This window comes from Microbacterium sp. H37-C3, from assembly GCF_027157935.1.
Lineage (GTDB): Bacteria > Actinomycetota > Actinomycetes > Actinomycetales > Microbacteriaceae > Microbacterium > Microbacterium plantarum.
Genome location: NZ_JAPVLR010000001.1, coordinates 213,796 through 229,514 on the forward strand (window position 1 = coordinate 213,796; position 15,719 = coordinate 229,514).

Consider the following 15,719-nt stretch of genomic DNA (forward strand, 5'->3'; position numbering starts at 1 on the left):
CAGGGTAGGTCGGGCGGCCGCGCAGGCCGACGCGCCACGCCCGCGAGAGAGGTCCCCGAGATGCGAATGCAGCCGCCGGCGCTGGCCCGGTCCGTCTTCGAACCGTCACCGGAAGAGCGCTCCGATGAGACGCTCATCGATCGTCTTCGTGCCGACCCGGCGACCCGCGTCGTGCAGATACACGGTGACCGTGCCCGTGTTCGGGGGAACCGACTCGTCTGGGACGAGCCCGCGGCCGTCGAAGAGGCCGGGGACGCCATCGAATGGGGCTTCCTCGGACGTGCCGTCGACGGTTCGGCGCGGCTCGTCGCGGCTGTCGCGTCGCCGGTCGACGGCGATGACGCGGGCGCGTGGGCGTCGCTGCGGATGTCGGGGGGCGACCTGGTCGACGAGGACGCGGGTGCGTTCGTGACTGCTGTGGCCCTCGGACGCTGGTTCTCGGATTTCCGGTTCTGCCCGCGCTGCGGTTCCCCCGCACGGCTGCGGTCGGCGGGGTGGTCCCGCGCGTGCAGCGGGTGCGGTCGTGAACAGTTTCCACGGACGGATCCCGCGGTGATCGTCGCGGTTCGCGACGTTCGCGACGAGCGACTGCTGCTCGGGCAGAACGCGGCCTGGGCCGTGGACAACCGGTTCTCCACCTTCGCGGGGTTCGTTGAAGCGGGTGAGTCACTCGAGACGGCCATCCGCCGCGAGGTGGCCGAAGAAGCGGGCGTGGTCGTCGACGATCTCGTCTATCGAGGCTCGCAGGCGTGGCCTTATCCGCGCTCGCTGATGCTCGGGTTCCACGCCGTAGCAGCAGATGCACCGGCGGCCCGGCCGGACGGCGAGGAGATCGTCGCCGTGCGATGGTTCGACCGCGAGGAGATCCGCAGTTCGCTCGCCGGCGCCGGGCCGGTGAATCTTCCCGGCACCGCCTCGATCGCCCGTCGGCTCATCGCGGACTGGTGCGGGGACCCGGCGTGAGCGACTCGCTCGCCGGCCTCGACGAACAACAGCGCGAGGCCGCGTCGGCGTTGCGTGGCCCCGTCTGCGTCCTCGCGGGCGCCGGGTCGGGCAAGACCCGGGTCATCACGCACCGGATAGCCCATGGCGTCGAGACCGGGGCGTACTCGCCGAGCCGGGTGATGGCGGTGACCTTCACCGCCAAGGCCGCGGGCGAGATGCGGGGCCGCCTCCGGGCGCTCGGCGTCGGAGGCGTGGCCGCCCGAACCTTCCACGCCGCCGCCCTCGCGCAGCTGAACTACTTCTGGCCGCAGCTCGCCGGTGACGCGGCCCCCACGATCCTCGGCAGCAAGGTACGGCTGCTCGCTCAGGCTGCCGACACCATCGGCGTCGATCCGGACCCGGCGGTGCTTCGCGATGTCGCGACACGCATCGAGTGGCGGAAGATCACGATGCGCTCTATCGAACGCTATGCGCTCGATCGTCCCGAGCCGGTGGGGTCTCTCTCGCTGGACGCCGTCGTCGCGCTGCAGCGCGCTTACGAGCAGCTCAAGGACGAGCGCCGGCAGCTCGACTTCGAAGACGTCCTCCTCGCCTGCGCGGGAATGCTCGAAGCCGAGCCGCGTGTCGCCGCCGAGGTTCGCGAACAGTACCGGCATTTCACGGTCGACGAGTTCCAGGACGTCTCACCCGTCCAGCACCGGCTGCTCGAGCTCTGGCTCGGTGAGCGCCGCGATCTCTGCGTCGTGGGCGACGCGAGCCAGACGATCTACTCCTTCGCCGGTGCCGACCCGTCGTATCTACTGGACTTCGGGGTGCGCCATCCCGATGCGCGCGTGCTGCGACTCGAGCGGAACTATCGATCAGAGGCCGGCGTCGTCGCCGTGGCGAACTCGCTCATGCGGGGTCGTCCCGGCGCGCTCGAGCTCACCGCGAACCGGGCGACACCCGACCATCCCCGCCCGACGATCCGTGCGTTCGCCGACGACAGCGCGGAAGCCGACGGCGTGGCGGAAGCAGTCGCCGACCAGATCGCTCGGGGCATCGATCCGCGCGACGTCGCCGTCCTGTACCGCGTCAACGCGCAATCCGCACCACTCCTGGCGGCCCTGGCTCGGCGCGGCATCGCCGCGGCGGTGCTCGGAGGGAAGCGCTTCTTCGACATCCCCGAGGTGCGTCAGGCCGTCATGGCGCTGCGGGGCGCGTCGGTCGCCCCGTCGTCGGGCGACCTCGTCGCAGACGTCCGCTCGATCCTGCGTTCGCTCGGGCTGACAGACGAGCCGCCGCCGGCGGGCGGGCCGCTCCGTGATGCCTGGGAGGCGCGCGCGGCGCTGCTCCGTCTCGCCGAAGAAGCGCCGGCGGGCACCACGATGCGGGCCTTCACCGACGAGCTCCAGGTGCGCGCGAAGGACCAGCACGAGATCCCGACCCGCACGGTGACGCTGTCGACGCTGCACGCCGCGAAAGGGCTGGAGTGGGACCACGTTCACCTCGTCGGCCTGGCGGAGGGACTGCTGCCCATCGCTTACGCCACGACCTTCGAGCAGATCGACGAGGAACGGCGCCTGACCTACGTGGGGGTCACGCGGGCAGCGCGCACGCTGACGATGTCGTGGGCCCGGGCGTCGGGACGGTATGAACGCCAGGTGTCGCGCTTCGTCCGGGAGATCGGCACCAGCACGCTGGATGAGGTTCGTGGTCGCGCCACGCCGCCTCGGCGGTCGACGCCAGCACGGTCAGCGAGCGGGTCCGCTCCGTCACCGGCGCGCTGATCAGACGCATCGCCGTGGCGCATGCCGCGGCGATGGCGGCGGGCTCGGTGGGAGAACAGGGCCGGGCGAGCAGCTGCGCGGCAAGCACCGGCCACGCGGCATCCTGAGCGCGACGGTGTTCGTGAAGGCACGCCAGACATCCGGTGCGACCGGGAACGACGAGCGGCCCCACGGTGACCTGGTCGCCGGCGAGCTCGAGGGCGAGATGCGGGATGTCGCGGGCCACGAGGGATGCGGCCCGGCGTGGCTCGACCAGCCGGGAGGCGACGAGGATGACGACACCGGTGGAGTCCGGGTTCGCTGACGCCCGCAGCCGTGCACCGGCCGCCGCGAACGCTTGGTCCACCGCGGCCCGATCTGCGGCCGCGACCTCGTCGCCGAAGGACACGGTGACGGACACGGGGGGCCGGGGCCGAACCAGCACGGGACCCAGCGACTCGCGCAGGAGTTCGATCTGAGCCGGGTTCGCGCCGCCTTCTCGAGCGATCGTGTCGAAGAGCTCGTCGGGGATGCCGGTCACCAGCGCGTGCAGCAGGCGCTCGTGCCACGATTCGACCGGCTCCAGCACGATGCTTCCCGGCTCGTGGCCGAGCTGCACGGCGGTGGGGGAGCGCCACAGCGGCGCAGCGGAGGGCGCGAGACGGATCATGCCTCGATTCTCGGCTCGGGCCGTGGTCCCGGGGGCGGTCTCCACAGGAAGCGTCGCGTCGGACTGACGAAGAAGGAGTGGGGAGGAGACGAGGCCGCTCAGACGGGCGAAGGCCCGCCGGGTCCGTCGTCGTCCCGCCGCGTCCGATCCTCTTCCGGGGCTTCGTGCGTCGAATCGTCGCCCTCGGCCGCGGAGGCCAGCAGCGCGTCCAGCGCGTCGTCCATCTCGTCGCGTTCGGGTGCCTCGCCGCGTGCCCGCGCCTGCAGACGCGCGATGAGAGCCGACGGATCGTCGACATCGGCGGGCGCCGGCATGAGGTCCGGGTAGTCCCACAGGCTGTCGCGGGCGTCGCGCCCGACGGCATCCGTGATCGCGCGCCACATCGCCGCCGCCTCGCGCAGGCGACGCGGCCGCAGCTCGAGTCCGACCAGCGACGCCATCGCCTGTTCGGCGGGCCCGCCGACGGCACGGCGACGACGCACAGCCTCAGCAATGCGGTCCGCGGCGGGAAGACGCGTCGTCGCGTCCGCGGACACGACGTCCACCCAGCCCTCGATCGTGGCGAGCAGGTGCTCGAGGCGCGTGAGCGCGGCGGACTGGGCCTCGGATCGCTGGGGGAGGAGCACGCCGCTCTCGAGCGCCTGGCGGAGTTCCTCGGGCTGAGAAGGATCGAAGCGCGAGGCCAACTCCTCGAGGGCGTCGGTGTCGACGTGGATGCCGCGTGCGAAGTCCGTCACCTGCGAGATCACGTGCAGGCGCAACCAGCGGGCGTGTCGGAAGAGCCGAGCGTGGGCGAGCTCGCGGGTGGCGAGGGAGAGAGCGAGCTGCTCGTCGTCGATGCCCAGGTCGCGACCGAAGTCGGCGAAGTTCTGGGGCAGGATCGCGGCTTCGCCGTCCGGCATGACGGGGATGCCGACGTCGCCGCCGGAGACGACTTCGAGTGACAGCTTTCCGACGACCGCGCCCAGCTGCGCGGCGAAGAGCGAGCCGCCGACCGTCCGCATCAGGCGACCAGCGCCGGCGATCATGCCCTGCATGTCTTCCGGAGCCTGCGATTCCAGGGCCGCGGTCAGCGCGTCGGCGACCGAGGTTGCGACCGGCTCGGCGAGCTCCTGCCAGACCGGGAGGGTCGCTTCGACCCAGGCCCCGCGGGTGAGGGCTCGCGGCGGCGTGGCCAGATCCGAGATCGTGGTCGCCTCGCTCAGCCACAGCGTGGCCAGCGCGAACGCCTCGGAGAAGTCCTGCTTGTCGCCTGCGCTGATGCCGTGACCGTCCTTATTGGCCAGGTGCAGCGCCTGCGTCCGCGTCGCGCTCCAGTCGACGCCGCCGTCGCCGCCCGCGGCGAAAGCGCCCTGGAGATGCTGCACCATCTGCTGCAGCATCGCGGGGTCGACGCCCATTGCCGACAGGCGTTCGAGCTGCTCGGGCCCGAGCGTGCCGCCCTGGCCCAGCAGGCTGCGGAGCAGCTCCTGGAACTCGTCCTCGGGAGAGCGGTCGTCATCAGCCATGTCAGGCGCCTTTCAGCAGGGCGGTCAGCTCGCGTTCTACGCTAGCCGCACGACCTCGTCGCACGGCGCGAACGGACCTCGTTCGCTTTCGCCGGTCGCGAACGACCGGGACCAGAAAGCAGCACGTGTCACTTTTCGACGAGAACGCACCCGCACCCGCGCCCCGGCGCCGCCGCATGAGCCGCGCCTCACTCGCGGGTCTGTGGGCGGTGTCCTTCTCCCTCATCGCACTGCTCATCCTCACCGTCGTGCCGACGTCCTTCGTGATCCAGCGCCCCGGGCCGGTCTACGACACGCTCGGTTCCGTGGCCGCCGGCGACGGCGAGCAGCGCCCTCTCATCAGCGTGTCGGGTGCGGAGACGTTCCCGACGTCGGGCTCGCTCGACCTGCTCACGGTCGAGGTTCTGGGAAACCGCGAGCGCACGCCCTCGTGGCTGGAGCTGGCGGCCGCCTGGTTCGATCCGGCCCGCGCGGTCGTGCCCATCGACGAGATCTTCCCCGCGGGCGTGACGACCGAGCAGCGCAACGACGAGAACGCCGCGCTGATGGTGGACTCCCAGAAGGAGGCCACCGCCGCCGCCCTCTCCGAACTCGGGTACGACGTCACGTCGCTCGTCCGTGTCTTCCAGCTCGCCGACGACTCGCCGGCGGCCGGTCTCCTCGAGCCCGACGACGTCATCCGCTCGGTCGACGGGGAGTCCGTCGCGACCACGGCGGCTCTGCGAGACGCCGTGAACGCCGCGGGCGGACGCCCCCTCACGCTCGAGGTCGATCGCGCGGGCGAGCGGCTGTCGGTCGAGGTCACCCCGAAGCAGATGACGGTCGACGGCGAGACCCGGTGGGTCATCGGCGTCACGATCGCGCAGGACTTCGACTTCCCGATCGACGTGACGCTTCAGCTCGACAACGTCGGCGGCCCGAGTGCGGGCATGATGTTCGCCCTCGGCATCATCGACACGCTCACCCCCGGAGAGCTGACCGGCGGGGAGCGTTTCGCCGGGACCGGCACGATCGATGCGACGGGCACCGTGGGCCCGATCGGCGGTATCCGGCAGAAGCTGTACGGCGCCAAGGATGCCGGAGCCGAGTGGTTCCTCGCCCCGGAGCGCAACTGCAACGAGGTCGTGGGTCACATCCCTGATGGCCTCCGCGTGTTCTCCGTCGCGGACCTCGACGACGCCCTTTCGGTGGTCGAGACCGTCAGCACGGGCGGCGATCTCGACGCTCTTCCGACCTGCACCGCGGGCTGAGGCTCGGCGTCCCCCCAGCGGGCGGCGCCTAGGATGGAGGGGTGACCACGACCTCAGCGCCGAACCCGGCCACACCCAGCAGATCCCGCCGCGCCGTCGGCATCACCCTCGCCGTCATCGCGGCCGTGGTGGTGGCCTTCTTCATCTTCGCGAGCCTCTACGCCGATTGGCTGTGGTTCCGTCAGCTCGGCTTCGACGGTGTCCTGGTGACTCAGTGGACCGCCCGCGCGATCATGTTCGTCGTCGGCTTCGTCGCGATGGCGGTGCCCGTCTGGCTCTCGATCCAGCTCGCCTACCGGTTGCGGCCCGTCTATGCCCGCCTGAGCTCGCAGCTCGACCGCTATCAGGAGGTCGTCGAGCCGCTGCGTCGTCTGGGCATGTGGGGCATCCCGACCTTCTTCGGCTTCTTCGCCGGCTTCGCCGCTTCGGCGCAGTGGGAGACGGTGGCCCTCTGGCTCAACGGCGGCACCACCGGCACCACCGATCCGCAGTTCGGGCTCGACACCGGCTTCTACCTCTTCACGCTGCCGTTCCTCTCGGCGGCCGTGGGCTTCGTGTCGGCGATCGTCATCGTGTGCCTCCTGGTCACCGCCCTCGTGTCGTACCTCTACGGCTCGGTCCGCGTCGGCCAGCGCGAGCTGCGGATCTCGAAGTCGGCGCGCATCCAGCTCGCCGTCATCGCCGGCATCTACCTTCTGGTGCAGGGCGTGAGCATCTGGATCGACCGTTATCGCACGCTGGTCACCCCGAATGACCGCATCACCGGGGCCGGGTACGTGGACGTCAACGCCGTCATCCCGGGGCAGACGATCCTCGCGATCGCCGCCGCGATCGTGGCGGTGCTGTTCTTCGTCACCGCGATCATCGGCCGCTGGCGCTTCCCGCTCATCGGCACCGGCCTCCTGGTCGTCACCTCGCTCGTCGTCGGCGTCGCCTACCCGTGGTTCGTCAACAACGTGCAGGTGCGGCCGAACCAGCTGACCCTCGAGTCGCAGTACTACGAGCGCAACATCGAGGGCACGAAGGCGGCCTACGGCATCTCCGGCCTCGAGAAGACCGACTTCCAGGCCGTGACCGACGTCGAGCCGGGTCAGCTGCGGGCCGATGCCGACACGACCGCTTCGATCCGCATCATGGACCCCGCGATCATCGGACCGACGGTGCGGCAGATCGAGCAGTACCGCTCGTACTACCAGTTCGCCGAGCCGCTCGACGTCGACCGCTACGAGATTGACGGGCAGTCGCAGGACACCGTGGTCTCGGTCCGCGAGCTCAACGTGAATCAGCTCGGCGACGCGGCGTCCTGGTACAACACGACGCTCGTCTACACCCACGGTTACGGCATGGTCGCGGCGAAGGGCAATGAGCGCACGGCCGACGGCAACCCGGTCTTCGTCGAGCGAGGCATCCCGGCATCCGGTGAGCTGACGAACGGCCAGGAGTACGAGCCGCGCGTGTACTTCGGCGAGTTCTCGCCCACGTACTCGATCGTCGGGGCGCCCGAGGGGTCGTCTCCCATCGAGCTCGACTATCCGCGCGGGCAGGAGGGCGAGAGCCAGACGAAGACGACGTTCGAGGGAGACGGTGGTCCGTCCATCGGCGACGTCTTCCACCGCCTGATCTACTCGCTGAAGTTCCAGTCCACCGACATCCTGTTCTCGGACGCCATCAACGAGGACTCGCAGATCCTCTACGACCGCAACCCGGCGACGCGCGTGCAGAAGGTGGCGCCCTACCTCGAGCTCGACAACGATCCGTACCCGTCCGTCGTCGACGGACGCATCGTCTGGATCGTCGACGGCTACACGCTGAGTGCGAACTACCCGTACTCGTCGATCGTCAGCCTCAGCGACGCGATCTCCGACTCGTCGAACCCGCAGCCCCGTGTCGCGCTCGACAACATCAACTACATCCGCAACTCGGTCAAGGCGACAGTCGACGCGTATTCGGGCGAGGTGACGCTGTACGCGTGGGACGAGACCGACCCGCTGCTGCAGGCCTGGCAGAAGGTCTACCCCAACACGCTCAAGCCGATCAGCGACATGAGCGGCGACCTGATGAGCCACGTGCGGTACCCGACCGACCTGTTCAAGGTGCAGCGCGCCATGCTCGGCACCTACCACGTCGACACGGCGCAGTCGTTCTACTCGCGCGACAACGCCTGGAAGACGCCGAACGACCCGCAGCAGGACACACAGCTGCAGCCGCCGTACTACCTGACGATGAAGATGCCCGGCCAGGACGCCCCGTCGTACTCGATGTTCTCATCGTTCATCCCCGGCGGTCAGGACACTCGTAACGTCCTGATGGGCTACCTGTCCGTCGACTCCGACGCCGGTTCCGAAGCTGGTGTCGTCAGCGGTGAGTACGGCAAGCTCCGGATGCTCGAGGTCAATGCCGAGACGCCGGTTCCGGGTCCCGGCCAGGTGCAGAACACGTTCAACGCCGATCCCGTCGTGTCGTCGTTCTCGAACATCCTGCGTCAGGGTCAGTCGGAGGTCATCAACGGCAACCTGCTGACACTGCCCGTGGGCGGCGGTCTGCTCTACGTCCAGCCCGTCTTCGTGCAGTCGTCCGGAGCCACCAAGCTGCCGACGCTCCAGAAGGTGCTCGTCGGCTTCGGCGACCAGGTCGCCTTCGAGGACACCCTGCAGGAGGCGCTCGACAAGCTGTTCGGCGGCGACTCGGGTGCGAGCACCGGAGACACGGATGTCGTTCCCGAGCCCAGCCCCGGCGACGAGGCGACTCCGGGCACCGGCGACGGCGGAACGGCGCCGACGACTCCGGCCGCGGACTACCAGGCGGCGCTCGACCAGGCGCGCGATGCTCTTGCCGAGCGCAACACGGCGATGCAGAACGCCGACTGGGCGGCGTACGGTGCCGCAGATGCCAAGCTCACGGAGGCGATCTCGCGTCTGCTCGAGCTCGGTGAGCAGGGCCAGAACTGACCCCACCTGCAACGAAGAGAGGGCCCCGACCTCGGTCGGGGCCCTCTCTTCGTCGTGTCCGGCTTCCTCTCACCGCCGAGAATGCACGAACGCACGGTGCCCAGGGGCTGGGACCGTGCGTTCGTGCGCTCTCGCGAAGCGCGGGGCGTCAGTCGCGGGTGTAGCGGCGGGCGCGCCCTGCGAGGCCGGCGAAGTGGAACGGGCCGGGGGAGGCGGCCGCGATCTCGACGTCGACGGTGCTGTCGCGGTGCGTCGCGTCGTGGAGCTCACGGTAGGTGGGGACATCGACGGCGGTCCGTGCGGCGAGGATGGCCTCGGTCTCCGCGCCGCGGGTCGCCTCACGGTAGCCGGGCTGGACGACGAGGGTGAAGAACTCGCTGACCGACCCCGAGCCGTAGCTGAAGAGCCCGATGCGCGAACCAGTGAGGTCGTTCTCGCCGTCCAGGAGCGCTGCGAGAGCGATGTAGAGCGACGCCGTGTAGGAGTTTCCGATCCGGCGGTTGTAGCCGGTGGTCGCGGTCACGAGCTCGGGGTCGAGTTCGACGCCGACATGCTGACCGAGCGCGCGATGCGCCTTCACGGCCATCTTGGTGAACGGCTGGTGGTGGCAGAACCAGTCGATCTGATCGATGTCGACGCCGCCGCGCGACCGGTAGTCGTCCCACGCGCCTGCGACACCGTCGAGGTAAGCGCTGACGGAGAGCTTGCCGTCGACGACGGCGGTGACGCTGTCGTTGGGACGCCAGAAGTCGTCGACCTCCGCAGTGTAGACGCCGGCGGCGGTCTCGAGGACGGCGAGCGCCGGCTCAGCCGACACGAGGAAGGCGACCGCCCCTGCACCCTGCGTCGGCTCAGCCGCGGTGTCGAGCTCGTACCGGGCGACATCACTGGCGATGACCAGGACGCGCTCGTCGGGGTTGCGCGCGATGAGACCGGCCGCAGCCTGAAGGGCGGCCGTCGCGGAGTAGCAGGCCTGCTTCAGCTCGACGACGCGGACCGAGCGGGGGAGGCCGAGCAGCTCGTGGACGTGCACCCCGGCAGCGCGCGACTGGTCGATGCCGGTCTCGGTGGCGAAGAACAGGGTCCTGATGCCGTCGACACCGTGCCGGTCGATGATGCGCTGCGCGGCCGCGGCGCCCATCGTGACGATGTCCTCGTCGAGGCCGGGGATGCTCATCTGCTCCTGGCCGAGCCCGATGCGGAACTTCGCGGGGTCGATGTCCGCGCGTGCGGCGAGGTCGTCGAGTTCGACGACGTGCGAGGCCGTGGCGACAGCGAGGTCGTGGATGCCGATGGTGGTCACTTCGTGGAATCCTTCCGGCGCTCGAGGAGCAGGTGCGACTGCATGAGCTCCCCGGGATTGGTCTGGGCGGCGAGCAGCGAGAGCTCGCCGCAGAGGACGGTGGCGGCGATCAGCCCGGCGAGGCGTCGGGCGTTCTCGCCGGAGGGACGCTCCTCACGGCAACCCAGGCGCGCGAGGGCGTCGTCGACGGCCGGCAGGTCCTTGCCGTTGCCGACGGTGCCGACGATGAGGTGGGGCAGCGTGCACGAGAAGTACAGGTCGCCGTCGCCGCGGACCTCGGCCCAGGTGAAGCCCTGCGAGCCCTCGACGATGTTCGCGGCGTCCTGACCCGTAGCCAGGTAGAAAGCCAGCAGCATGTTGGCGTAGTGCGCGTTGGCGGAGCGCAGCGCTCCGGCGATCGTCGAGCCGACCAGGTTCTTCTGGACGTTCAGATCGACGATCCGCTGCGCGGTCGACCGCAGCTGCTTCTCGACGAGGTCTGCGGGGATCACGATCTCGGCGATGACGTTGCGCCCGCGTCCGAGGATGCCGTTGACCGCCGTGGCCTTCTTGTCGGTGCAGTAGTTGCCCGAGATCGAGCCGTACGAGAGCTCGGGGTGCCACGAGAGCACGCGTTCCATGAGCGTCTCCGCGGCGAAGGTCACCATGTTGTGGCCCGAGGCGTCGCCGGTGGTGAGCGCGAAGCGGAGGTAGAGGAGGTTTCCGACGACCTCGGTATCGAGGTCGATGAGCTTGGCGTGGCGGCTGCGCTCCGAGACGGCGGCGGCAAGCTCGTCGAAGCGGGCCACGATGGCGCGCGAGGCAGCCACGGCGGCCGCCGCCGACTGGGCGACGAACAGTGACGAGCGCGTCATCCGTTCGTCGACGACCGTCACGCGGATGCCGTCCTCGACGAGCCGCGAGATGCGCGCGCCGCGGCCGACCGAGGGCCACAGCGGCGACTCGTAGGTCGCGAGCGGGACTTCCTGCTCGGTCTCGACGTCTCCGGTGAGCCGAAGCGGTCCCACCCACCGCAGGGGGATCGGGGTGAACTCGGCGCTCATCGCGCGTCCTTCCCGCCGGCGCGACGCGCCAGGCTGTCGATATCGACACCGCGGGCTCGCGCGAACTCCGCCGCGCGTCCGTGGATGATGAGGTCGGTACGGCGGAGATCGTCCGGACGGGTCGCCCCCACCAGGGAGTGCAACGCCGTGAGGTGGTCAGACCATTCCCGGATGCGAGAGATCAGCGCCTCCGCGCCGCCGTCGAGCACGACCGAGAGGAACGATCCGGAGGCGCCGACCGCACGCGCGCCGAGCGCGAGGCCGCGTGCGACGTCGAGGGGCGTGCGGACGCCGCCGGACGCCAACAGCACCGGCGCGTCGGCCGGGGCCTCAAGCAAGCACTCCACCGCGGACTGTCCCCACCCGGCCAGGTACGCGTAGTCGCGGCCCGAGCGCCGGTCGTTCTCGATGCGCATGAAGTCGGTGCCGCCGACGCCGGACACGTCGGCGAAGCGCACGCCCAGGTTCCCCAGACGGGACAGCGTGGCGGCGCTCAGACCGAATCCCACCTCCTTCACCACGACGGGCACCTCGACGGCGGCGACGATGGCCTCGAGCGAGGCCGGCCAGCTCGAGAACGAGCGGCTGCCCTCGGGCATCACGGTCTCCTGCATGGCGTTCACGTGCACCTGGAGAGCGTTCGCCTCGAGGGCGTCGACGGCGCGCCGGGCGTCTTCGGGAGACCGTTCGATCCCGACATTGGCCATGACGAAGCCATCCGGGTTCTCGTCGCGGATCACGCGGAACGTCCCCATGAGGTCGGGGTTGTCCAGCGCGATGCTCAACGAGCCCGATGCGATCGCGACGCCGGTCTCACGCGCGGCGATGGCGAGGTCGCGGTTGATCGCACCGGTCGAAGCGCTGCCGCCGGTCATGGCGTTGACGTAGAACGGCAGCGCCCAGCGGGCACCGGCGACCTCGACGCCGAGATCGACGCGCTCGGCGTCGACACCGGCGAGGGCATGGTGGACGAAGCGGACGTCGTCCCAGCCGTTCGGCTGCGGCGCCTCCTTCTGCTGTGCGGCGGCGAGGCGGACGTGGTCGTCCTTGCGCTCGGAAGCCAGTTCAGCCGGCATGATGCTCTCCTTCCGGCGGGTGCACGCCGATCGTGAGGTGTCGGATGTCGTTGGTCTCCCAGACCCGGAGCATGCCGGCGACGTCAGCGCCCGCGGGCGCGAGCACGATGCCGCAGTCGCCACCGCCCGCCCCGGACGGCTTGGCTGCCGCGCCGATCGCCTCGGCCGCGTCGCAGAGGATCCTCAGGCGGTCGGTCTCGATCGTCACACCCGTCCGTGCTCCGAGCGCCTGCAGCAGGCGACGGTTGCGCCGGATCGCGTCGAGCGCGAGCGCGTCGTCGGAGGCAGCGCGGGGCGGTGTCGTTCCGGGCGGCGAAGCCGCGAGCGCGCGCCACAGATCCTCCACGCAGGCGCGAGAGGCATCCAGGAAGCCCGTATGCGCGCCGTCCGCGACGTCGGTGCCGCGCGAGACACCGCTGACCAGGCGCTCCGTCGACGCGGGGTGCCCCGTCCAGCCGACGAGCAGGTCGAGTCCCGCGGGAGGCGCGAGACGTGTGATCTCCGTTCCTCGCCACGCGTCCGAACCCAGGACACGGGCGACGCCGTGCTCCGCGCGCGCCGCGCGCAGGCGGTCGCGGTCGGGGGAGCGGTAACCGATCCAACCGCCGTAGGTGCTCGCGGCGACGTCACCGCCGGAAGCATGGGGGGCGACGGCGATCGTGGCGAGCATGGCGAGCTCGTAGCGGCCGCGTGTGCCCAGGTCGAATCCGTAGAACCGGTCGATCGCGGCGATCGTCGCGACGGTGACGGCAGCCGACGAACCGAGGCCGAACTTGCGTCCGCTGGGGTCGTCGAGCCCGCTCTCGATGAAGAGGTCGAAGAAGCGGGGACGCAAGCCCCGCTCGGCGCGCAGACGCTCGGAGACCTCGATCGCGGCGATGACGTAGTCGTAGGGGTGGTGCTCGCGATCGAGCGTCAGCCCGTCCTGCCCCCGGGTCCAGCGCACCGGCATCCGGCTGTACTCCGGCGAGTGGATGCTGCCGGCGTCGACGCTCTCGGACAGCGACACCGTCAGGTAGCGGTCGACGGCGATGAGCACGGATGGCTCACCCGGTGAGACCACCGCATACTCACCGGCCACGAACAGCTTGCCGGGCGCACGCGCGACGATCGCGCGGGTCGAGTCGACGGTGGTCATTCGCCCGCTCGCGAGACGAGAGCTGCGGCGGGTCCGGGGTGGGCGACAGCGAGCTCGGCGAGACCGTCGAGCTCGGCAGTGACCGCATCGACGGACGCGGGCCGCGTCAGGATCACGACGTTCGGTCCGGCATCGGCGGTCGCCCAGGCTTCGACGCCGGACTCGCGCAGGGCCGAGATGCGGTCGAAGATCTCGACGCTCACGGGGCTCAGATAGCGGATGGGCGGGTCGCATGACTGGATCAGGGCGTGCATCCGCAGGGCGTTGACCTCCGTGATGCGGCCGAGGCGCTCGACATCGCCGTCGCGGCATGCTTCCGCGGCCGCTTCGAGGCTCTCGGCCGTCGATGAGACCCATGCGGGGTAGAAGGGCGAGGTGAGCACCGTGCGGCGCATCGCCTCACGGCTGGACACCGGCTTCTCGCGCTTCTCCACCATCGCCACGACCATCGCGAGATCCGGTGCCGCCACGGGCTCGGCGAACGAGTCCTCATCGCTGTCGCCGGCGTGCCAGATGGCGAATCCGGGGATGACCGAGCGCGACGCTGATCCCGAGCCGCGGCGGGCGAGTCGGCTCAGGGAGCGGGTATCGAGGTCCAGCCCGTAAGCCGCGGAAGCGGCGACGGCCAGCGCGGCGAAGCCCGAAGCGGACGACGCGAGACCGGCGGCCGACGGCACGGTGTTGACCGTCTCGACGCGAGCGGAGAGCGTGCTGCCCGCCATCTCGCGCACGATGTCGAGGAATCGCGTGACCCGCTCGGAGGGTCCGTCGACGCGCTGCTCGCCGTTGAAGACGAGGACGTCGCCGGACGCTCCCTCGTCGAGGCTGACGGTCGTCGTGGTGGGGAAGATGTCCAGCGTCATCGACAGGCTGCCCGTTGCGGGGAGGTTCAGTGCGCTGTCGCGCTTGCCCCAGTACTTCACGAGCGCGATGTTCGGGTGCGCGATGGCTGTCGCGGTGCTCATGCCGCTCCTTCGACTGTGGTGGTCCAGACCGCGGCGGCGCCGGCGCGGGTGAGTCGGTCGCCGAGCTCGGCGGCGGATGCGGCGTCTCGAGCGAGGCCGAGGACGCAGCCGCCCCGGCCGCCGCCGGTCAGCTTGGCGCCGAGGGCGCCGCCGGCGGTCGCGGCCTGCACGAGGTGGTCCAGCGCCGGATCGCCGACGCCCAGGCCCGTCAAGAGGACGTGGGCGCGGCTCATCGCGCTTCCGATCGCCTCGCGGTCACCCGTCGAGACGTCGCTGCGGAGGTCGGTCGCCAGCGCGCCCAGCTCGTCCAAGGCGGCTTCGACCGCGCGCGGATCGCTCTCCCGCCGCTGGGCGACGGCGGCGACGGCTTCACGGGTGCGCCCCCGGACTCCGGTGTCCGCGATGACGAACACGAGATCGCGCCCGACGGAGACGGGCTCGATGCGGCCCTGATCGAACCACACGGCCGCCCGAGCGCGCACGGTGCGCGCGTCCAGTCCGCTCGGTGCGCCGTGGGCGGCGCGCTCGGCCGTCTGGATGAGCTCGTGCATCGTCTCGTCGTCGGCCGCGAAGCCGCACGCTCCCAGCACTGCCTCGATGACCGCCGCGGACACGGCGGCGCTCGAGCCGAGCCCGCGCTCGGCCGGGATGCTGCTGTCGATCGAGATGTCGAGCGCGGCGCCCGGCCTGCCCGCCGCGGCGAGTGCGGCGCGCACGGCCGTCAGCGTGACGTGCAGCCGCTCGGGCGCTCGGGCGATGGGGCCGTGGAAGAGCGTGCTGGCGAGGTGACCGCGGCCTTCGGCGGGCTGCGCGTGCGCCTCGACTCCGAGAGCGTTGACCGGGATCGCGATCGCCGGGCGGCCGTACACGACGGCGTGCTCGCCGAGGAGGATAGCCTTCGCACCGGCGCGGCCCGTCGCTCCGGGCTCCGCGGCCGAGCCGTGCGTTGCCACGTGCAGACGGGCGTCCGGTGCGATGGGGACGTCGGTCGGTGCAGTCATGGAATTTCGTCGAGCGTAACAGTCCGCCCCCGGGCGAGGCCTGAGTGGCCATGGATGTGCTCCGGAGGCCTCCGAGCGCTATCATGGGCGCCGCACCCAGCAACCTTTAACCCCGTCCTGTGAG

At 70.6% G+C, this 15,719-nt stretch carries 11 protein-coding genes; 4 read left to right on the forward strand and 7 right to left on the reverse strand.

Translation table 11 applies throughout. The features are described 5' to 3' along the window. Positions 1–60: 60 nt before the first annotated feature. Both nudC and O1W71_RS00950 read left to right on the forward strand, forming a co-directional pair. A complete protein-coding gene (gene nudC / locus O1W71_RS00945; protein ID WP_269266168.1) occupies positions 61–963 on the forward strand; it encodes an NAD(+) diphosphatase in 903 nt (300 codons plus the stop codon). Next, the gene (locus O1W71_RS00950) at positions 945–2,714 is read left to right on the forward strand and encodes an ATP-dependent helicase (protein WP_442923539.1); all 1,770 of its coding nucleotides are present in this window, start codon (positions 945–947) and stop codon (positions 2,712–2,714) included. Before nudC ends, O1W71_RS00950 begins: the two co-directional genes overlap by 19 nt. 747 nt (positions 2,715–3,461) lie before the next feature. Here O1W71_RS00950 and O1W71_RS00955 read toward each other — a convergent pair. Further along, positions 3,462–4,871: a zinc-dependent metalloprotease gene (locus O1W71_RS00955; protein WP_112614898.1), complete on the reverse strand. Its 1,410-nt coding sequence runs from the start codon at positions 4,869–4,871 to the stop codon at positions 3,462–3,464. Positions 4,872–4,996: 125 nt separating this feature from the next. Here O1W71_RS00955 and O1W71_RS00960 point away from each other — a divergent pair, with 125 nt between their 5' ends. Beyond that, the gene (locus tag O1W71_RS00960) at positions 4,997–6,121 is read left to right on the forward strand and encodes a YlbL family protein (protein ID WP_112614896.1); all 1,125 of its coding nucleotides are present in this window, start codon (positions 4,997–4,999) and stop codon (positions 6,119–6,121) included. A 41-nt stretch (positions 6,122–6,162) separates the two neighbouring features. Then, positions 6,163–9,069 carry a UPF0182 family membrane protein gene (locus tag O1W71_RS00965; RefSeq protein WP_269266170.1) on the forward strand — a complete coding sequence of 969 codons (2,907 nt, stop codon included), beginning with the start codon at positions 6,163–6,165 and terminating at the stop codon, positions 9,067–9,069. Between the two features lie 148 nt (positions 9,070–9,217). Here the strand turns inward: O1W71_RS00965 and O1W71_RS00970 are convergent, their stop codons facing one another. From O1W71_RS00970 to mvk, 6 genes are read right to left on the reverse strand one after another with little or no spacing between them, the layout of a single operon-like run. Further along, a complete protein-coding gene (locus O1W71_RS00970) occupies positions 9,218–10,372 on the reverse strand; it encodes a hydroxymethylglutaryl-CoA synthase (RefSeq protein WP_112614892.1) in 1,155 nt (384 codons plus the stop codon). Continuing rightward, the gene (locus tag O1W71_RS00975; protein WP_269266171.1) at positions 10,369–11,415 is read right to left on the reverse strand and encodes a hydroxymethylglutaryl-CoA reductase; all 1,047 of its coding nucleotides are present in this window, start codon (positions 11,413–11,415) and stop codon (positions 10,369–10,371) included. The genes O1W71_RS00970 and O1W71_RS00975 overlap by 4 nt, the downstream gene beginning before the upstream one ends. Then, a complete protein-coding gene (gene fni / locus O1W71_RS00980) occupies positions 11,412–12,491 on the reverse strand; it encodes a type 2 isopentenyl-diphosphate Delta-isomerase (RefSeq protein WP_269266172.1) in 1,080 nt (359 codons plus the stop codon). The genes O1W71_RS00975 and fni overlap by 4 nt, the downstream gene beginning before the upstream one ends. After that, on the reverse strand, positions 12,481–13,629 hold the full coding sequence (locus O1W71_RS00985) for a phosphomevalonate kinase (protein WP_269266173.1): 1,149 nt from the start codon (positions 13,627–13,629) through the stop codon (positions 12,481–12,483). The genes fni and O1W71_RS00985 overlap by 11 nt, the downstream gene beginning before the upstream one ends. Beyond that, a complete protein-coding gene (gene mvaD, locus O1W71_RS00990; protein WP_269266174.1) occupies positions 13,626–14,594 on the reverse strand; it encodes a diphosphomevalonate decarboxylase in 969 nt (322 codons plus the stop codon). Before mvaD ends, O1W71_RS00985 begins: the two co-directional genes overlap by 4 nt. After that, positions 14,591–15,595 carry a mevalonate kinase gene (gene mvk / locus O1W71_RS00995; RefSeq protein ID WP_269266175.1) on the reverse strand — a complete coding sequence of 335 codons (1,005 nt, stop codon included), beginning with the start codon at positions 15,593–15,595 and terminating at the stop codon, positions 14,591–14,593. Before mvk ends, mvaD begins: the two co-directional genes overlap by 4 nt. Positions 15,596–15,719 lie beyond the last annotated feature (124 nt).